The 17,990-nt window shown below is 69.4% G+C and carries 18 protein-coding genes, 1 tRNA gene and 1 pseudogene; 14 read left to right on the plus strand and 6 right to left on the minus strand.

Annotated elements, in window-relative coordinates:
* Positions 1–955 precede the first annotated feature (955 nt).
* The 5 genes from OG906_RS38370 (at position 956) to OG906_RS38390 (ending at position 3,383) form a co-directional block, all read left to right on the plus strand.
* Entirely contained in the window at positions 956–1,582 is a 627-nt protein-coding gene (locus OG906_RS38370) for a hypothetical protein (protein ID WP_329448958.1), read from the plus strand.
* A gap of 150 nt (positions 1,583–1,732) precedes the next feature.
* Entirely contained in the window at positions 1,733–2,023 is a 291-nt protein-coding gene (locus OG906_RS38375; protein WP_329448959.1) for a hypothetical protein, read from the plus strand.
* Positions 2,024–2,309: 286 nt separating this feature from the next.
* Positions 2,310–2,540, plus strand: a complete 231-nt coding sequence (locus OG906_RS38380) for a hypothetical protein (RefSeq protein WP_212728891.1) — start codon at positions 2,310–2,312, stop codon at positions 2,538–2,540.
* A gap of 153 nt (positions 2,541–2,693) precedes the next feature.
* The gene (locus OG906_RS38385; protein ID WP_212728890.1) at positions 2,694–2,969 is read left to right on the plus strand and encodes a hypothetical protein; all 276 of its coding nucleotides are present in this window, start codon (positions 2,694–2,696) and stop codon (positions 2,967–2,969) included.
* Positions 2,970–3,050: 81 nt separating this feature from the next.
* A complete protein-coding gene (locus OG906_RS38390; RefSeq protein ID WP_329448960.1) occupies positions 3,051–3,383 on the plus strand; it encodes a hypothetical protein in 333 nt (110 codons plus the stop codon).
* Here the strand turns inward: OG906_RS38390 and OG906_RS38395 are convergent.
* Positions 3,330–4,334, minus strand: coding sequence for a transcriptional regulator (locus OG906_RS38395; RefSeq protein ID WP_329448961.1), 1,005 nt, complete (start codon positions 4,332–4,334; stop codon positions 3,330–3,332). The two genes, OG906_RS38390 and OG906_RS38395, sit on opposite strands and share 54 nt — an antisense overlap.
* A 770-nt stretch (positions 4,335–5,104) precedes the next feature.
* Between OG906_RS38395 and OG906_RS38400 the strand changes: the two genes are divergently transcribed.
* From OG906_RS38400 to OG906_RS38415, 4 genes are all read left to right on the plus strand, one after another.
* Positions 5,105–5,323, plus strand: a complete 219-nt coding sequence (locus OG906_RS38400; RefSeq protein WP_329448962.1) for a hypothetical protein — start codon at positions 5,105–5,107, stop codon at positions 5,321–5,323.
* A gap of 551 nt (positions 5,324–5,874) precedes the next feature.
* The gene (locus OG906_RS38405) at positions 5,875–6,348 is read left to right on the plus strand and encodes a hypothetical protein (protein WP_329448963.1); all 474 of its coding nucleotides are present in this window, start codon (positions 5,875–5,877) and stop codon (positions 6,346–6,348) included.
* A 44-nt stretch (positions 6,349–6,392) separates the two neighbouring features.
* Positions 6,393–7,616 (plus strand): DUF4262 domain-containing protein, encoded by a 1,224-nt coding sequence (locus OG906_RS38410; protein WP_329448964.1) that lies wholly within the window; start codon positions 6,393–6,395, stop codon positions 7,614–7,616.
* Between the two features lie 51 nt (positions 7,617–7,667).
* The gene (locus OG906_RS38415) at positions 7,668–8,120 is read left to right on the plus strand and encodes a hypothetical protein (protein ID WP_329448965.1); all 453 of its coding nucleotides are present in this window, start codon (positions 7,668–7,670) and stop codon (positions 8,118–8,120) included.
* Positions 8,121–8,340: 220 nt separating this feature from the next.
* Here the strand turns inward: OG906_RS38415 and OG906_RS38420 are convergent, their stop codons facing one another.
* On the minus strand, positions 8,341–9,180 hold the full coding sequence (locus OG906_RS38420; RefSeq protein WP_212728886.1) for a hypothetical protein: 840 nt from the start codon (positions 9,178–9,180) through the stop codon (positions 8,341–8,343).
* A gap of 343 nt (positions 9,181–9,523) precedes the next feature.
* Between OG906_RS38420 and OG906_RS38425 the strand changes: the two genes are divergently transcribed.
* Positions 9,524–10,876 carry a helix-turn-helix domain-containing protein gene (locus OG906_RS38425; protein ID WP_329448966.1) on the plus strand — a complete coding sequence of 451 codons (1,353 nt, stop codon included), beginning with the start codon at positions 9,524–9,526 and terminating at the stop codon, positions 10,874–10,876.
* A gap of 37 nt (positions 10,877–10,913) precedes the next feature.
* Here the strand turns inward: OG906_RS38425 and OG906_RS38430 are convergent, their stop codons facing one another.
* Positions 10,914–11,717, minus strand: a complete 804-nt coding sequence (locus OG906_RS38430; RefSeq protein WP_329448967.1) for a GNAT family N-acetyltransferase — start codon at positions 11,715–11,717, stop codon at positions 10,914–10,916.
* A 246-nt stretch (positions 11,718–11,963) separates the two neighbouring features.
* Between OG906_RS38430 and OG906_RS38435 the strand changes: the two genes are divergently transcribed.
* Together OG906_RS38435 and OG906_RS38440 are read left to right on the plus strand one after the other, a co-directional pair.
* Positions 11,964–12,983: a hypothetical protein gene (locus OG906_RS38435; protein WP_329448968.1), complete on the plus strand. Its 1,020-nt coding sequence runs from the start codon at positions 11,964–11,966 to the stop codon at positions 12,981–12,983.
* Between the two features lie 254 nt (positions 12,984–13,237).
* A pseudogene (locus OG906_RS38440) lies at positions 13,238–13,563 on the plus strand (dTDP-4-dehydrorhamnose reductase); the annotation flags it as partial.
* Positions 13,564–13,609: 46 nt separating this feature from the next.
* Here the strand turns inward: OG906_RS38440 and OG906_RS38445 are convergent.
* From OG906_RS38445 to OG906_RS38455, 3 genes are all read right to left on the minus strand, one after another.
* Positions 13,610–13,684 (minus strand) — tRNA-Trp (locus tag OG906_RS38445).
* Positions 13,685–13,755: 71 nt separating this feature from the next.
* Positions 13,756–14,190 carry a hypothetical protein gene (locus OG906_RS38450; protein ID WP_200726567.1) on the minus strand — a complete coding sequence of 145 codons (435 nt, stop codon included), beginning with the start codon at positions 14,188–14,190 and terminating at the stop codon, positions 13,756–13,758.
* A 39-nt stretch (positions 14,191–14,229) separates the two neighbouring features.
* Positions 14,230–14,949, minus strand: coding sequence for a hypothetical protein (locus tag OG906_RS38455; protein ID WP_212728883.1), 720 nt, complete (start codon positions 14,947–14,949; stop codon positions 14,230–14,232).
* Between the two features lie 257 nt (positions 14,950–15,206).
* Between OG906_RS38455 and OG906_RS38460 the strand changes: the two genes are divergently transcribed.
* Together OG906_RS38460 and OG906_RS38465 are read left to right on the plus strand one after the other, a co-directional pair.
* Positions 15,207–15,875: a hypothetical protein gene (locus OG906_RS38460; RefSeq protein WP_200726538.1), complete on the plus strand. Its 669-nt coding sequence runs from the start codon at positions 15,207–15,209 to the stop codon at positions 15,873–15,875.
* Positions 15,872–17,920: a hypothetical protein gene (locus OG906_RS38465; protein ID WP_329448969.1), complete on the plus strand. Its 2,049-nt coding sequence runs from the start codon at positions 15,872–15,874 to the stop codon at positions 17,918–17,920. Before OG906_RS38460 ends, OG906_RS38465 begins: the two co-directional genes overlap by 4 nt.
* Positions 17,921–17,990: the final 70 nt, after the last annotated feature.

Genomic DNA, 17,990 nt, shown 5'->3' on the forward strand with positions numbered 1-17,990 from the left:
ACAGAGGGCGCAGAGCGCCCTCTGAAAGACCGTCAGCGCAGAGCGCTGACCGGCCGGCCGGGGGCCGGCCGAGGAGCCGGCCCGCGGGGCGGGCCGGAGGCCGGCGGGCGGTCCGGCCGTGAATTCGGTTTCTCTTTCCTGTGGTTGGGGTTAACGAATGGCTGGCTAGGTGGAGGGGTTCCCTCGGTGGTCCTGGCGGGCCTTTTCTGTGGTTTCTCGACGGGTTTTCAGGTTGTCCCGGTGGTGTTTCTCTGCGGGTGGTCCTGATTTCCTGTGCTGCCAGATCATTCTAGGGGTTCGAGTCCCTGGAATTCAAGTTGTGCGGTGGGAATTGACGGGGTGTCCGCTTTCCGTGCCCGGGGGCTGCTCCGGCGGGGCCGGGGTGCCTCTGTGGGGGCTGTAGTAGCAGCCTACAGGGCTCTTGGCGGGTTGGGGAAGGGGTTCCGGGTGTGTGGCGTTCACGGGATTCTGTGCGGCTTTCCGGGGCGCATGTGGGGTGGCGTTAGATTCGGGGGTTCGCTGTTTGAGGGGGTGTTAGATCCGGTGGTCCGGGGTGTTAGATCCGGGGCCGCTCCAATCGGCGCGTACGGGGCGGGTGTTAGATTCGCGGGTTGGGCTGGGGCGGATTTCCGGGGTGGCGTTAGATTCGCGTTGTGGGCCCGTGGGGGGTGTTAGATCCGGAGTCGCGCGGGGGCGGGGTCGGGCGGTCGCCGGTGGCTCCGGTGGGGTCGGGGCGAGTCGGGGGCGGGCGCGGGGGTGTGGGTGTGATCGGTCGCGGGGTGGGGGTTGCGGGGGATGAGGTTCCTAGTTGGGGGTTGGTTTGGTTGAGCGTGTGGGGGTGGTCCCGTTCCTGTGTTGCGTATTCACGATTCGATGTGTACAGTAGTTATCACGAGGTCGGGGGAACGAAGAACCGGCCGAGAAACCACCTACTGACTCCCTTGGAGGGATCTTCATGTCCGGTACCCAGACGTTCACCACCCCGGCCGGTCACACCTACTCGTACGCGGTCGAGACGGGCGAGAACGGCGAGTCGGTCTACGACCTGTCCCGCGTGCTCCAGGACGGGACCTTCCCGATCGGCACGGTCGTGGTCCACCCGAACTGGGAGCTGTTCCCCAAGGTCGAGGGTCTGCTGAACGTCCAGTTCGGCAAGGGCAGCGGGACCAACCGCCACGAGCGGACCGACGCCCCGAAGCTCGGTGACATGGAGCTGCCGTACGTGGTGGGCAGTCACCTGGTCAACCCGGCCGACCTGACCGCCGAGACGGACAACGGGGCCGCGCCGCTGCTGAAGTTCCGCAAGCAGATGCTCGGGGCGGCCTTCGAGACCAGCGCCCCGGCCGAGAACGCCAGCCAGGACACCTTCGACAAGGTCCGCGACCTCGTCACCGCCCTGGTCACCACCTACCAGGCCGACAAGAACACCCCGGCCCGCGAGGCCACCTACACCAAGTTCCTCAACGCCCAGCGCGCCGAAGCCATCCAGGCCCAGATCACCAAGGTCGACGACAAGGCCCAGGCACTCGCCCTCATCCGCGCCGAGCTGGTCGAGAAGCTGAACGGCTACAAGACCGCCTAACCCCCCAGGACAGGGCCGGGCGACCCCAACCCCCCACAGGGGCCGCCCGGCCCGACAGGGGGCCCAGGAGCCCGGGCCCAGCCCCTCCCACACCGAGCGCCTTAGCTAGGGCGCGGCGGCCCAGGGCGAGATCAAGAGCGAGAAACCTACATGGACTTCAGCGAGGCAGTGCGGGCCCCGGATCCGCGGCTCCAGGGCATCAAGGTCGGTGACCAGGTCGCCCAGTACGAGACGTGCCAGGTCCACTGGGGCTACACGATGGTCACCGTGGCCAAGATCGGCCGGGAGCTGATCCACACTTCGGACGGCCGAAGGTTCAAGATCAAGGACGGCATGGAGAACTACCGCTCCACCGTCAGCTACACCCGCATCGTCCGGCTCAGGGAGACCGGGATGCCGGAGCGTGCACCCGGGGCAGCAGCGGATGGCGGGCCCACCTGAGCAAGAAGCTGAACGGCTACTAGACCCCCCACCACCGGCGGCCCGCAACACCTCCACCCGGGGCCGCCCGGGAACCCCCAGGGGCCACCGGATCAGTACGCGGTCCTCATCCGGCCGACGCCCCAAGGCCGCCGGCCTACGCGCCGTAGAGCCCGCGAGAACACCTAGACCAGGGCAGGACGGCGCCCACCCCCACGACCGTCCGCGCCCACCCCCGGCCCGGCCCCGGCCCCGGCCCTCCACAGGGGTCCCGGGCCGGACCCAACACCAAGGAGCAGCACCTGAGATGGGCACGACCCTTGCCGCCCTGTCGGCGGAGCACATCGGAATGTTGGTCGAGGTCGACGATTCGGTCATGGCCGACTCTCAGACCGTGCTCTACACCGCCACCCGACGTGTGCGACTCCTCGACTTTGAGCAGCGCAACGGCGCCACACGCCTCCTTGACGGACTCGTTCCGCAATGGCCGACCTGGATCGAGTGGGCCGACTGGCGCAAGTTCCGCGTACTGAACTGACCCGGCTGGCCCTCACACCCCAGGAGCACCACCGCCCTCATAACCAAGGCAAAACTGCCTGACCCACCGGGCCCGACATCGGCACCCGCACCCCTTCTAGCCGGGGCTGGACCGGGCCACTCACAGCACCACAAGGACCGAGAGGCCGCAGGAATGACATTCGACGAATGGGCCGAGCGCCTGGACCGGGTCTACATGGACGGGGCTCAGCACGACTGGCGCGACGAGGACAAGAGAGCGTGGGATGAGGCCATCCGCGAGATGTCGGTCGATTTTCCCCACCTCGCGATCACGTGGATGGATCCGAAGTGTGGCTGCTGCACCTTGGAAGACCCGGCGTTGCTCGCCTTCGACGATCCTCGGGGGCCGGGCTGGTTCGAGCTGCTCTACCCGACCTTTCGCCCGACACACACCTACTACCTGGGCTGACGACGCCCAGCACGCCGGGCTGGGCTTCCGGCTCGGAGTCCATGCGGACGTGGTGTCCGCAAGCGAATGAGAGGAGAACAGGTGTCCCAGGACAGCAGCACAGTGAATCGTCAGGAGTTCATGGACTCGCTGCGCGAACAGTGGGAGGCGCAGCCGACTGAGCAGTACGAGTTCCTCGGGCTGACTGGCATGGACTACAACGACTGGTTGGAACACCGCCACGGGTGGCCGGTCGATGCGGCTGGCAACTGCCGCGTCCATTCGGAACTGGAGCAGTTCCCGGCAACAGAGTGCACGGTGTGCTCGACCCTGATCAAGCTGTACGAGGAAGGGGCGGTGGGGATTCGGTCGGCGGAGCGGTCAGAGGGCGACGCGCAGGGCGGTGCGGCGGGCGAAGGCGGTGAGGCCCGGTAGGTCCGGCCGGCGCGCGGCGACCTCGGCAGTCAGCGCGCGCACCGAGGGGCGGCGGGCCTCCAGCGGTGCGGCACGCTCCACGAGTTGTAGCTGGACGAATGCGGATGGCACGTCGTCAGCGGCCAGCAGGGCGCGGGCGGTGTCGGTCGCCGCGCGGGCTCGGCGCTCCGGCGTGGGCAGCACGGCTGGCTCCAGGCCCGCGGCGTACGCCAGGGCGCGGTCGATGTCGCCGAGCTTCTGGTGGATCCCGACCCGGTACAGCATGCACTGCGTCGGCGACAGCTCCCCGTCCGCCGGCACTCGCCCCCGGTCGTGGAGGAGGCGGGCCGCGGTCTGTTCGGCCAGGGACGCGAACTGCTCGGCAGCGGAGGGCATGCGGGCCTGGGCGGCGGTGTACGCGGCGGTCAGGGCCACCATTCCGGATGCGTCCAGGACGACCGCGGACGGTCGGGGGCCGGCGTTCAGCTCATCGTGTGCTTCCTGGAGCAGCTGCAGGGCGCTATCCGAGCGGCCCGTACGGCGCAGCGGCGTCGCCGCCGCGCGCGCGGCGGCCGCGAGGAGGACCGGGTGGCCCGAGCGGCGGGCCGCCGTTCCGGCTCGGACTGCGAAGGCGGCCGCCGTGTCTACGTCGCCTTCCTTGACCGCTAGTTGAGAGGCGAGCACCCATACCCCTGCCGCCCGGCTGGCGCCGACCGGGCCCGTTCGTTCGCTCTCGCTCGCGCGGGTCACCATCCCAGGGAGCACCTGGTGCAGCCGGTCGTACCGGCCTGTGGCGAACAACCTGTGCGCGGCCGGGAGTTCCCTGTCCGCCAGGCGCTGGCTGAGTCCGCTGGCGAGTGCCGGTGTCGTGTCGCCCGCCCATAGTGCCGCCGCGCAAAGCCCGGCGCTCAGTACCCTCCTGCGCTCCATCACCATGCCACCGTCCTCCTCGACCGCTGTTCCGGGCGTCATGCCGGGGTCTTCGGCCGTTCTTGCGACGGTACGGGCCTGGCCGGGTCCCGGGCAGGGCGCACATCTGCCGGCTCCGCGCGCCCCTTTCTGCTCTGGCGCTCCGGTGTCTGGGCGGGCGGATGTGGGGGCGCGGAGGCCCGGCGCGCCGCATGGGTAACGGGCACTCGCGCGTCGCGGCATAGGGACGGCGGCGACCGGACGGTCCCTGAGGCTCTCCGGCACATGCCCGGGGGCCGGGGTCCCGAGGCGGACGGCCCCCGCTCTCGTTCAGGTTGAGGCTGGCCGTGCCTTGCATGGGAGTCGAGAATCTCGGATGTTGCGTCTTAGTGTTTCCATGTGTATTGTTGTTCTCGCGAGGGCGGGGGACCCGCAGAACCCGCCGACAAGCCACCCGACCAACAGGCCGCCGCCCGCGGCCTCGTCGAGGAAGTCGACCCGACCGGGGTCACCGGCTGCATCTCCCCGTGACAGCCCCAAGTCACCGCAGGACAGCCCTTCCCGCAGGGGCAGTCCGCGCCCACCCACTCCGACGATCCTGAGAGCTCGCGTTGTTCTATTTGATGAAATGCCCCTGTTGCGGCCGCCCGACCATGTTTCACGAGCTGGAACGCCACACCGCCCCGAGCCTCTTGATCGACCCCGAGACGGGCTTGCCGCCCGGCATCTCTCCTGACGGCCACCGTGCGACCCCTTCACCAGCGGCCACAGCCAGAGCCCGCAAGCAGCCCCTGTGCCAGTCGTGTCTCGATGACATACGGGCCGGGCGAGCGGTGACCTTCTCCGTACGCCTGAAGGGCGAGCAGACCGCGATGGCTGTCGCCCCCGAGATGCCCCTCCTCGACGACGAGGGCCGGGTGATGGCCGTCCGCTGTCCGTCCGCCGGGTGCGGAGCGGTTGTCGACCTGATCAGTGGCCGGCTCGACGGCCACATCGTGCGCGGCCAGGAGTGCCGCATGTCCGGCGTGCGGGTGGTGGTCAGTGAGGAGTGAAGCGTGAGCTGAACAGCCTCAGTCGCTGACCTTCTAACCCTCTCGGGCCGTGCCCGAACCCCTGAACCGCTGTCCCGACGACTGCCCCGTCTGCGCCGAGAACGACCACGCGTGAGACATCGGGGCGATTACGGAGTTGATCTCGACATGAGTACCCCCGTCCCGGGAACCGGGGCAAAGAAGCGTCCCGCGAGGCGTCGCAAGGTCAAGAACGCTCGGACCGGCTCCGTGGGAAGCAAGATCCTGCCGGGTCGGTACAGCGACGAGGGCGAAAAAGGGCCCTGGTTCCGGCGTCTGGTTCGCCGCGCTGAGACGCGCGACTGGCAGCGTGAGACATCGCGGCTCTGACAGCCACCGTCAACCGGTCCTCCCCGTCGCGCCGGACAGCCGGAGAGCCGCCTCGCGCCGGTCTCCGCAGGTGCGAGGGCGCTGGCCGAATAGCCGAAGGCCCTCTGCTTCACCTCTGCCGCTCCCGAAACGCGCGGCCCTGCCCCTCCCCCCTCCCCCTTCTATGTGCGCGCCCGTCGTGGCGCTCGAACCTAGGAAGAAACGTGTCTGCTGATCTGCAGCTCCGCATCCATTCGGCACCCGCTGGCGAACTCGTTCCGCTTCTCGACCTCATGCGGGAGCACGGCCTCCGCGGCGAGTACGAGCGTGGCCCTGCCGAGGTCCTCACGCTAGGGCAGGTCTACCGCTCCCGGGACGCCGCTCTGGGCCTCTGCGAAGAGGTCGCCGCGCGACTGGAGGAGGACGCCCCGAACGCCGTGTTCGAGCTGTGGCAGGACCCTCACTGGAGCACAGACGGGCACTACCACGCACACGTCCCGAAGTTCGGACATTTCGAGGCTGGCTGCGATGCCGAGGGCGTTCCGCATGTCGGCGTGCACGACCTCATCCAACGGCTGAGCAACAGCCCGGGAGCGACGCTCGGCGACTGGATGGCGGGCGAGGGGGCCGGCCTTCTCGGCATCGCGGTGCTCGCCGTGGTGGGCGAGTACCGGGCGCAGCAGTCGTCCGACTCCTGATCCGGGCTCCTCCCCCCTTTCACCCCGTCGGGGCCGGTTGGCCGGTGACGCATGCGGCGGCGCGGCGCCGCCGCTCCGCGATCGCCCGGATCGACGACGCGCACAACGGCCAGCCACTCCCCGGCCTCCCCCACCCACGATTCACTGGAGAACTGATCATGGCGGACATCCGCATGCGCTTCCTCGGGCACCCCTGGGAGCGAACCACCGTTTCTGCCGATTCCGGGACCCCCGAGGAGGTGTTCATCGCCCTCTTCCTCCGGGCGATGGAGACCGTCCCCGAACTGCGCGCCTTGCCCGGCGACCTGGAGACGTACACGGTGCGCTGGGACGGCGACGAAGCCTCGATCTACCACCCGGATGTGGAGCAGGTCGTCTTCCGTGCCCAGCCCGCGCCCGAGCGTTCCGTGCAGGGGGGTGCTCCGGTCGGGACGCGGCCGCCTGAGGTGTGGCGCGGGGAGCGCGGCCACGACTTCTATCCGGCTCCGGCGGTGCTGGCCGAGATCCCGGGTCTGTGGGCAACGGTCTTGGAGCCGCATGGGCACAGGGTGGTCGGCCTCCGGTACTTCTCCGCCTGGGGCGAGTGGTACGTCGTGGAGGTCGATGACGCGAGCGGTGAGGCTTACGGGTGGTCGTGCCTGGGCGGTGACCTGTCGCAGGGCCGGTGGGGTTTGATCGATCTTCCGGCTCTGGAGTCGTTCCATCAGGAGGACGACCTGTCCCAGTTGGTTGTTCGCGATCTGGATTTCACACCCGCTGTCGCGGCCAGTGTTTTGCCGGAGGGCCGACCTTACGATTCCTGCGGGGACGCGGATTGCCGTGTGTGTCTGCCCGATTTCATGACGGAGTACGTTGCTCGACTGCGTGAGATTATCGCGGAGCACGGGTTCGCCGTCCAGGCGGTTCTTGCTGATGAGGGTTCTGCCGCCTATTGCTACACCGTCGGTCTGCACGAGTCTCTGGGACATGAGTTCGTGATGGCCGGCCTGGACGTCAGGGCGATGCAGGGCGTGCTCCATTCCGTCGTCGAGCGGTTCGCCGGATCGTCTGGTCCGGTCGCCGGTGAGGTCCTGGACGGGCTTCTCGCGAACGGATTCCGGCTGCTCATGCGCCCCGTGGAGTCCTTGGAGCCCTTCGCGATGCTACGGGCGGTGTATGGCCGGGATACCGCTGTGCCGTACTGGCAGGCCGTGTGGCCCGATCGTGACGGCGTCTTCCCGACTGATGCTTCTTGCTCGCTTTCGCCCGGAACGCAACCGCTTCTCTAGCCGGTTTCGGGGTTCTCAAATTCTTGCGTTGTCGTTTTAGGGGGTATTTTCATGCGTCAGCCCGAACCGCTGGATGCTATTGAGGAGCTGCGGCTCTTTCTGGATTTCGCCGTTCCGCTGTGCGGCAGTGATATCGCGTACAAGCTCAGGCAATGGGGCCATTCTCGCGAGCAGGCCAAGAACTGGCTACGTGGTGAAGCCGAGCGCGCTGGCGGCAGCTTGGGCGAGAACGGTGACGTGCTGCAGTTCAGCGATGGTCGTCCTCGGTCGGGACGCGCGCAGAACCGTGTGGTCTGGACGGCGAGTGAGCTTGCTCGCGGCGTGGCAGCGGCAGCGCTGCTTGCTCAACTGGAGGGGAAGAGCGGGGTCGAGGCTTTCGGTGGCTTCTACGGTGTCGCTGCTGGGCCCGCTGAGGCGGACACGGCCCGAGTCCAGGATGGGGAGAACGGTGCAGTCGGTGGCGCCGCTCGTGGTAGCTGTCCTGTACGGCGGCCGGCTGCATGAACGCGCCAGGGGAGTCCCGGTGCCGCGCCGTTGCGCGGCACCTCGTCCCGGCCGGTGAGTCGAGCCCGCAGAGAGCCGTATTGGAGCTCTCGGCTCACCCATTAGTCTCGCTGTGGCCCGTGCCGGAATGGAGTGTGCGGGACAGGCCCCGGTCCCCGTGACGGGACGCAGTACGGCCGGGGCCGTCACTCCCGGGGCGGTTCGTACAGTCGCCGACGGCTCAGTCCAGGCGGGAGAAGTCGAGATCCACCAGGATCTCCTTCAGGTCGACCTTCTCGTCGAGGCAGAAGCCCCGAAGCTCGTCCCACATCTCGGAGACACCCTCCAGAGCGCCACCGAGCAGGGACAGTTGCCCGCGGTCCTCGTCGTATTCCTCGTCGTGGAGGTAGACCATCTCCGCCTTCTGGAGCTCGCGTACGACGCTGAGCAGCGTCGTACGGTCCGCCGAGAAGCGCCGCAACACCAGTTCGAAGTCCGTGGTCTCCTCGTGGACCACGAGGGCGAGGACCTGTCGGGCCATCCGCGTGAGGCCGCCGACACGCCCCGCGAAGCGGTTGACCAGTTCGAGGACGTCCTGTTCGTCCGACGGATCCTGGTCGGCGTCCTCCCAGGCGAAGAAGCGGCGCATGGTGGTGGCGGGCCGCACCAGGAAGCCGTTGACCGTGTCCCGGAACTCGGCCTCGATGTCGTCGACCGTGTACCGGTACGTGCCCTCATGCTTCTGTTTGACCGCGCGCAGGTACTCGACGGTGTAGTTGTCCCGGGTGACGCTGCTGTCGATCAGGTCGTGGTGCACCCCGCACAGCAGCATCAGGTTGTCGAAGTCCCTCAGCTGTTCGACGTCCCGGCCGTCCCATGCCTCGTGCCGGGCGCTGCCGGGCTCAGCGCCGATGATGTGGGCGATCTTGCCGACCCAGGCGCCCTCATCCGTGACCAGCCGCGTTGGGCAGTGCGGGTCGCCCCAAGCGCACTCGTTGCCGGAGAACGCCCACAGCCGGCGCGCGACGCCGGACATCGGCTCCTTGCGGTTCTTCTCGGGGCCGCTCGTCCGCTTGGCCACAGCCCGCCCTTCCTTCGCCCTGACGACAACGCGCAGCGTAGTCGAGTGTGTTGGGGTGCGGCATGCGTGCTGGTTGTCCGGCTGCTACGGCGCAGGGTCGGGCGGGCGCGGGGGCGAGTTCGGCCTGTTCGGCGACGGCGCCGAGGCGGTCGGCGGGCACCGCGTATGTGGCCGCGTAGCCAGCGGCTGTGCTGGGCCTGACGCTGGGCGCTGGTGGCCGGCCGAGGGGTGAGGCGGGTCTGCTCTGGTGTGGGTGAACTTCGGTCGTTGTCGCCCGAGTCCGTGTCGTAGTCGGGATGATGTGGCACGTGCGGGGCCGCGGCGGCCGCGGGAGGGGGTCAGGGTGAGCAGGTGGGGGAAGCAGCAGGACCGGCTGGTGGTGCGGGCCGTCGACGTGCTGTCGGGTGTGCTGAACGGCGCGGTGCCGGAGCCTGCTCGTCGTGTCGTCGCCTCCCGGGCACTGCTGGCCGTCGAGGAGTTGGTGTTCCCGATGCACGAGGAGCTGGTGCTGGAGGAGAACGCGGACGCGGCGGCGCGTGAGGCTACCGATGAGCAGTGGGCACACGACGCTGCGGTGCGCGGGTGGGTGATCGAGACGTTGGCCGAGCACGCCACGTCCTACAACGAGCTCCATGAGGTGTGGGAAGACGATCTGGAGTACGTCGAACCCCGTGGTGACCATCCGGTGTGGGCGCTGCTGGAGCTGGCTCCCTTCGCGCGACGCCTGCGGCTGCTGCAAGAGGCGGCCGCGAAGACAGCCGTCGGCCTGGGCGGCGACGTCGGCGTCGGCGCGCACCAGATCGGGCACTGGGCGGCGGGCCGGTCCCGGCCCGGAGAACGTGAGCGGGAGGCGCTGGCAGAGGCGCTGGGTGTCCACCGGGCGTGGCTGCACGCTTCGCGCGACGAGCAGCCCGATGTGCAGCTGTACCGGTTCGCGTCCTGCCCGTGCGAGAAGCCGACCGCCATGACGCGGCTAGGGCTGGGCCGGGAGGAGCCGGACTGGTACGACAGCCCCGCCGAGCAGGCTGCCGCCGTGCACTGGTGTGGCGGCTGCCGGCAGGGCTGGGTGAAGGACGCGGCCGGCTGGCTGCTGCCGCTGCCTCCCGGGGAGGAGCCGAAACCGTCCCACAGGGACTTCGCCGGCCTCGGCCGACCGTTCAGCAGCAGCCCCTCGGTAACCTTCGATGAGCCGTGGCCGCGGGCTCTGTGGCAGCTCCCGGCAGGCCGGAAAGGCCGCGCCCGCACCGCCTACCAGGTCCCCGAACTGCTCACCCGGGAGCCGCAGACCCTGCCCGTACGGCCGACAGCCGCGCGCATCGTCGTGCCAGAACCGGTGTGGGGGGCCGGTTCAGCGGAGCGGCTCGCCGCGAACGCGTCGTGGTGCCGCACCTGCCGGGCCCTGGCCGACGCGCCTGAGGGGGCGGCCGGCGGCCCGTGGGTTCTGCTGCACCGCAGCGAGCCGCGACGCGGGCTGAGCACCTGGACCTACCCCACCGAGAAAGACGCTCTGCATCACGGCGCCCATCTGGCCATGACGTACCTGCAGCTGGACGACGGTCCCCTCGACCCTGTGGCGCTGGACCTGTTCGTCGGCCAGGCTCACCCCCAGGTCATCGCCCGCTTCCTCGAACTGCACCCGGAGACCACCCAGTTCGAGGTCGCCGAACTCGTCCCCATGCGCGCCAGCGAGTTCTGAGCGCCGACGCGCTCCTTGGCCGCGCCGGGGCGAGCGGTCAGGAAGCTCCAGCCGTTATCAGCCAGGCGATCCACGCGCCGTCCTGCGCCCTGCCCAGGTGAAGGTCTGGCGTGTGATCGGCCCTGCGGGCGCAGACTCGGCCGTAGGCGCCGTGACGGGCGGGGCACAGCCGGGCCAACTCCTCGGGGGTGAGCACCGCGAGGTCGTCGGGGAGGTTCTGGCCGGCCGCGGTCGCGCGTGCCTGGGCACCTCGTCGGCGTTCGACGGCGTCCCGGTGCTCGGCGAGCAGACGGACCCAGCGCAGATCGCTGTCGTCCTGGTCGCCCGCGGGGGTGTAGAGGCACTGGCGCGCACCGTGCTCGTCGATCTCGTCCACGACGATCATGCCGATCGACTCCAGCATGCGGCACGAGGCCAGGTTGGCCTTCTGGGTGACCGCAACCAGCGGGCCACCGCCCGGGACGGCGTCCGTCCACCAGCTGACGGCCGCGGCGACGGCCTCCCTGCCCAGCCCTTCGCCCCAGGCGGAGGGGAGCAGCTGGTAGGAGATTTCGGCGCGGCCCTCGCGCCTGTGGTCGGCGCCGATGGTCACCAGGCCGATCGGTTGCTGGTCGGCGACGCGGACGACGGTCCACGCGCCGGCCGTCGTCGGGTAGGCGGCCTGCCGGGCGGCGACGCGCTCCTGCGTGACCGGACCGCCGAGGTGCGCGCGGACCCGGTCGTCGGTCAGCAGCTTGTGCACGAGGAGTCCGTCTTCGTGGGTGACCGGCCGCAGGAAGAGATGGTCGGTGCGCAGCTCGGCGGGCCAGAGGCGGTCCAGGGCGGTGACGACGGATTCCATGAATGTCACCTTGGCAGCCGGCGGCTCGCAGCGGGCCGGCTTCGTACGGAGACGCACGGGCGGGTGACGGGAGTGAGCGGCTCCGGGGCTGGCCCCTGCGGTGGAGCCGGCCCAGCGAAAGGAGCCGTACGAATGCTCGTGCTTTCGGTTCCCGTTCGGTTACCGGCGGGGGCGTTGTCGGTGGCGGCTGGCAGTCTGCCCGGGACAGAGGCAGTGCCGTTTCGGAGCAACAGGAGAGGTCGCACCGTGGACCAGTTCAGGGGCTGGAAGAGGTACCCGCGCATCATCGAGGGTGCTCTCGCGCGCGCCGGCTACGCGGATGCCGAATTCGCGGTCCGCCGGGGAGAGGTGCGGGGTACGGCGGAGGCCCGGTGGGCGTGGACCGGCGGGGCTGCGGAGCTGACCGCCGAGGAGTGGCCGGACGGGCTGGAGCTGGTGTGGAACTCGTCCGCGGGCTGGGCGTACCAGGAGCGAGACGGTGACAAGCTCGTCGCGTTACCGATCCCAGTACTGGCGGCGCCGGCGGCGATCACCGCGCTGCTGCCGGCCCTCATGGACGGGCGCCGCGACCAGCTTCCTGCATCCGAGGACCGGTGGGAGCACGCTGCGATCCTCGCGAGGTGGGCGGAGTCTGCCGCAGTCCTCGGCGACGACAAGTACGACGCGGCCTACCAGCGCGCCGAGGAGGAAGCCGCGACATTCGAACGGTGGCAGGCCGAGCTGGGTGACGTTCTGCCCGTCACGGCGCCGCTTCCCGTGGAGGCCGACGGCACCGCCGGGGCCGCCGCCCTCGGGTCCGGTGACGCCCGCACGCCAGACGCGGCGGAGCGGGCCCGGCGCGCGCACGTGGACGTCATCCTGCAGTGGGCCCTCACGGCACGCGACGACCGCAGCCACCACCCGGACCCGGAGGCGTTCGGGGCCCTGTGCGACTTCTTCACCCGCGCCGTGGTCTTCCCCGGGCTGATGGACCCCGACGACGGGCAGCGCCACACCAGCGACCCCTCTCGCGCCCTGGCCCACCTGCTCATCCAACACCTTGAGCAGTACGGCATGGACCTGGATGACCTGCCCGACCTGGTGTCGCCCGGTACGTCCGTCGCGCCCGTCGGTGACGCACTGGCCGAATGCGTCGCCCAGGCACTGCGCTCCAGCCGCTGGTTCAGTGACGCTGCGTCCAACAGCGGGCAGGTGGTGTTCCACACCGTGTTCGGCGCCCACGGAACTCTCCAAGTTGCCGACGAGGCGGGCGGTGACGGCGTGTAGGTGTAAGAGGCGAGGGACACGACCGATGACCGTAACCGCCGCCGACTCAGTCAGTCCTCGAAGTAGGCCTCGTACCAGGCGTCGATCTCATCGGCGGCGAGGGCAGTGGCGAAGATGGCGGTCAGGACCCGCTGAGGCACGGACCGAGGATCGCTGGCGGCCAGTTGCTCCAGGTTCGGCATTGCGCAGGGCCGCAGCGTCGGCGTGGGCGGCGAGGATCACGCCGTGGATGGTCAGGTCGGTCTGCTCATCGATTCACCGACGCCGTCCGCTGCCCGGTGCACGTCGCCGATCTGGCCGCCGCCCTGCTGGAGTTGGCCTCGTGCGACGCGGCCGGCATGCACCATCTCGGCGGGCCCGACGCGCTGAGCCGTCACGACCTCGGCATCCTTATCGCCAAGCGGGACGGCCTCGACGACGCCCGGTTGCCCACGGGCCTGCGGGCCGGCAGCACCCTTCCCGGCGCCCTCGACGTACGCCTCGACAGCGGGCGGCCCAGCGCAATCTGCGCACCACACTGCGCGGTGCTCGGCAGTTCCTGCAGCGCACTGGCGTGACGCCCCAGTTCGTCGGCTCATGAGCGAGCGGCCAGGTCCCATGAGGACCTGGACGCGCTGCCGTTCGCGCAGGGGCGGCAGGATTCGAACCTGCGGCGCACGGGTTTGGAATCCGCTGCTCTGGCCGAGCTGAGCTACGCCCCTTCGGTGGCTGGAGCCTGGCACGGCCGTAGTTCCCTCAGCCACCGAATTTCGGGCCGAGCACCGACGAAGGATCAGGTGCGGGGCGGGGAGGGCCTGCTGATCAGCATCGGTATGAAGATCGCCATGGTGTACCCCACGCCCGCGAAGAGCGTGATGCCGATGCGCAGCCCGATGCCTTCACCGGCCGCGCCGGTTCCCCAGACGATGCCCAGCCCGACGAGGAGGCACAGGATCCACCAGCCCATCAGCACGTTCCAGGCTCGCAGGTCCTTGCGGAACTCGCGCTCCTTGGCCGCCCGCGCATCGGGGGTGTCGCTCAGGATCCGGGAGTGCCAGGAGAGGTAGCCCATGCGCCGGTCGTGATCCATCTGCTCCCAGTCGGCCGGCCTCAGCGGGATCCGTATGCCGTGGCGCTCGAGGTAGGCGTGGCGCTGTTCGCTGCTCAGCTCGCGCCAGCCGGTGGGCGGCTGCCAGGCCATAAGGTCCCTGCTGGTCCTCAGCGTCATGGCGCGACACGGTACCGCGCCAGACCTCACCGCGTGCAGCTAAGACGCCTGGTCCTGCCATCGCTGAACGGCACCGGGGGAGAAGGGGTCGGTCGGAAGCGGTCGGAACGTGGATCCCTCAAGCACCTTGGTGGCGTACTGCCGTAGACGGTCTTCCTCTGCGCCGGTGAAGCCATGACCCAGCGCCCAGCCGCACAGCTTGTCGACGTCCCACCGGTAGCCCGCCTCGTGCAGTTTCAGCAGCGTGTGCAAGGCGAACGCCTTGTCGATGTGGCTGGCGAGGGCGTTGGCGTGGTTCACGTGCTGCCCCAGCTCGGTCATCGCCGCCTCGACCACCGGCTCCAGCAGCGGTTCGTCCGCCTCGGGGTGTACGGAGCCGTCGACCACGCTCACCGCACGGCGTGCGCGCAGCCACGCGGTCAGGAGGGGATCGGTGCCCCATGGAATGACGCAGATGGCTGTCGCCCGGCCCCGGAGGTCACTGGCGAGATCGCCCACGATCTCCCGGGTTGGCCATGGTGCCAGTACCGGGCCGCGGTCCCACCCCGACAGGGCGCCGCGCTTGGCGACGACGGCGTTCCGTACGTGCTGGGCCATCGGGTGTTGCTGGTAGTTCTGCAGCTGGGGGACCAAGACCAGCTTCTGGCCCGGTTGTTCCATGAGCCATTCGGCGCCGCGGATGCCTGCCTGGTCGGTCGTCCAGCCGGGTTCCTCGGGGGACCACGGCACGTAGGACAAAGGCGCACTGCTGGCGTTCACCACGATCGGGCTCCGTCCCTCGGTCTGTCTACGTACGAGCTTGGCACCGGCACGTCGGTGTCCCGTCAACCAGTGCCCTACGCCATGAAGCCCATACGACACCACAGGCGACACCGCGGGGTTCACTCCTCCGGCCGATCGAGATTTCCGGGCCGATCGCGCCACACGGGGGTAATTCGGTGATGTTCGCTTGTATGGTGAGTGACCGATGATCAGCAATCAGTGAGGGTCCTGGACGTTCGGGCAGGTCCAAGGGGGTGGTCGCGGTCAGTCCTTCACCGACCACAGGCCAGACGGCGGTACGAGTCCTGTTCATCCTGGATCGGCTGGGTGAACCTTGCGCCGACTGGCCGCAGGTACCCGACACAGCCGTTCGGGCGATCCAGTCCCAGCGCAAGCTGCAGAAGCTGGACTTCCTCGTACGGAACCCGGACTACCTCGCAAACCTGATCATCACCAGGTGGCAGGACGGCAGCCTGCCGGCGGAGCGGCTCCTCGACGCCCGCGCCGTCTTCGAAGAACGCGAGCCGGAACTGCACACCTACCGGATGCTCCGCAACGACCACGGAGCCTACGAAGCTCTCGACAACGCCCTGAGCGTGCTGCGCCACCTGGGACTCATCGCGGTACGGCGCGCAGGCCGAGTGTCCGACGAACGAGTCCGCCGCAGGGACTACTTCCTCCTCCAGGCCGGCGCGGACCAAGCCCAACGGCTCCGCGAGAGCGAAGAGGTCCTCGCCTGGTACGACCAGCAGACCGGCTACGTGGCGGCCGCGGTCGAGGGGATGACCGGAGCCCAGCTGAAGGAACAGCAATACGGGCAGCCCGAGTACGCCACCACACCCGTGCGCCGGATGATCGGCGGTATCTCCGAGCGGGTCCGCGAGCGCCTGGACGAGGCGCTGGCCCAGGAGGGACTGGCATGACCACAGAGAGCAGCGGCCCGGGCCCGGTCGAGGTGTGGCTGGAGGAGATCGCGAAGGCGACCGGCCGAGAGCTGGACGACGTCAAGGCGGTCCTCGCCGAGCACGGCGTGCGTCCGCAGACCGCCCTGCCCAGGCCGCACTCGCTGAGCGTCACCGAGGTGGAGTTCGAGGGCGTGCGCCCCGCTCCGGCCGGTGACCACGATGGCGGCGACGACCAGGAGGGCGAGCCCTTTCACTTCCACTGGAAGATGGGGCCCGGAGTGTGGTGCCTGGCTTCGTCGGGCAAGAACGAGGCCGGCAAGTCCAGCGTGCTGGAGATCATCCTGTGGTGCCTGCGCGGCCGCAGTGCCCTCCAGCGCGACGTCCAGAGCTGGCTGCACCGGGTACGCACCGAGTTCGTCCTCGACGACGAGACCCTCGTCGTCGAGATGACCGTCAGCAACAGCAAGCCGTCGGGGACCGTGGCCTCCAAGGACACCGGAGCGGTGCTCCTGACCTTCGACAACGCCGCCACCTTCGAAGAGCTGATGGACGCCTTCATGCTGGACCGGCTCGGTCTGGAGCCGCTGCGCACCCAGCAGAAGCGCCCCGAAGGAGTGGATGGACCGCCCCTGACCGGCGAACTGTCCTGGCCGGCGTACGCCAGTGCCCTCCACATCAACCGCTCCGGCCTGGGCCACCTCCTGGGTAACGAAGCCCGCAACGCCCTGCCGACCCGGCTCCTTGAGCTCTTTCTGGGAGCACCCTGGGCCGCCACGATGGTGTCCGCCTCGGTCGCGCATAAGATCGTCACGGCGCAGCTGTCCGCCGCCAAGGCCCGCGCGCAGGCCGAGGCAGACGAGCGCAAGAGCAAAATCGACGAACTCGATCGCAGCCTCCAACGAGCCCAGGAACGGCTGGACGCCCTTCCCGACCTCGGTCAGAGCGCCGCCGACCTGAACGGCGCGTACCAGGATCTCGCGGCGGCGACCGAAGCGGCCGGCGCCGCGCAGCGCGAGCTCGCCGAAGCCCGCTCGCAGCACGACGAACTCGAACATCAGCGCCAGAACCTGGCCGCTCTGGTCCACGCCGCGCACGAAGCCGCCCTCGCCAAGGCCTTCTTCCACACCCTGAAACCGACGGTGTGTCCCCGCTGCGACGCCCAGGTCACCCAGACCCAATGGGCCCGGGAAGACGAAGGCCACTGCTCCCTGTGTACCTCCGAACTGCACCCGTCCCCAACGCAGTACGACGGCACCTCAGCCGACGAAGACGGCCTCGACGACGTCGACGACGTCGACGACGACCAGGAACTGCGCCAGACACTCGCCCAGGTCCAACAGGCCGTTGAGACGGCGGCCACCGTGCTGGCCGACAAGCAGGCCAGGGCGACCGCAGTCACTGCCGCACTCGGCCAGACCCGGAACGCCCTTCAGGAGGCGCTGGCCCGCCCGGCCACGGGCGATCGCCGAGCAGCCGAGCTCGAGGTCGCCCGGCTGAAGGGCGCCCTCGATGAACGTCGAGGACGCTTCGACGACCTCGGCGACCCGGCAGGACTCGCGCCGCTCCAACGGGACCAAGACATCCTCAAGGCTGCCGAGAAGGCTGCGCACACCCGCCGCACCCAGGCCCTGAAGGAGGTCATCCGAGCCGTCCAGACCGACATCGTCACGATGGGCCGCCAGCTCGGGCTGGAGATGCTCGAAGACGTCGAACTGGGCACAAGCGCCACCCTGAAGGTGTGGAAGGGCGGCCAGCATCAGTCGTACGGATCGCTCACCGAGGGCGAGCAGCTCCGGTTGAAGATCGTCACCACCACCGCGCTCCTGCGGCACGGCATCCGTACTGGCGTCGGCAGGCACCCGGGACTGCTCATCATCGACTCGCCCGGCGCCGAAGAAGTCGACCGCGGAGACCTGGAGCTGATGCTGGAAGGGCTCGTCCAGCTCACCGAGACGGCACCACGGCTCCAGGTTGTCGTCGCAACCGCCCGCGGCCAGGAGGTGGCCTCGGTCATTCCGGAAGACCAGCTACGCCTCGCGCCGGCCGGGGAACGCCTGTGGTGACCACCCCGTTTCGGCGGGTGTTCCGGGTACAGGCCCGGCCCCTATGCTCCACAGACGGCCGAGCGCAGTG

It is taken from the genome of Streptomyces sp. NBC_01426 (genome assembly GCF_036231985.1).
In the GTDB taxonomy this organism is placed as follows: Bacteria; Actinomycetota; Actinomycetes; order Streptomycetales; family Streptomycetaceae; genus Streptomyces.

What these genes read in the sequence shown, in the direction of transcription:
- OG906_RS38370 (WP_329448958.1), top strand. Translation starts at nt 956, where the DNA reads ATGTCCGGTACCCAGACGTTCACCACCCCGGCCGGTCACACCTACTCG.
- OG906_RS38375 (WP_329448959.1), top strand. Translation starts at nt 1,733, where the DNA reads ATGGACTTCAGCGAGGCAGTGCGGGCCCCGGATCCGCGGCTCCAGGGC.
- OG906_RS38380 (WP_212728891.1), top strand. Translation starts at nt 2,310, where the DNA reads ATGGGCACGACCCTTGCCGCCCTGTCGGCGGAGCACATCGGAATGTTG.
- OG906_RS38385 (WP_212728890.1), top strand. Translation starts at nt 2,694, where the DNA reads ATGACATTCGACGAATGGGCCGAGCGCCTGGACCGGGTCTACATGGAC.
- OG906_RS38395 (WP_329448961.1), bottom strand. Translation starts at nt 4,334, where the DNA reads ATGACGCCCGGAACAGCGGTCGAGGAGGACGGTGGCATGGTGATGGAG.
- OG906_RS38415 (WP_329448965.1), top strand. Translation starts at nt 7,668, where the DNA reads ATGCGTCAGCCCGAACCGCTGGATGCTATTGAGGAGCTGCGGCTCTTT.
- OG906_RS38430 (WP_329448967.1), bottom strand. Translation starts at nt 11,717, where the DNA reads ATGGAATCCGTCGTCACCGCCCTGGACCGCCTCTGGCCCGCCGAGCTG.
- OG906_RS38450 (WP_200726567.1), bottom strand. Translation starts at nt 14,190, where the DNA reads ATGACGCTGAGGACCAGCAGGGACCTTATGGCCTGGCAGCCGCCCACC.
- OG906_RS38465 (WP_329448969.1), top strand. Translation starts at nt 15,872, where the DNA reads ATGACCACAGAGAGCAGCGGCCCGGGCCCGGTCGAGGTGTGGCTGGAG.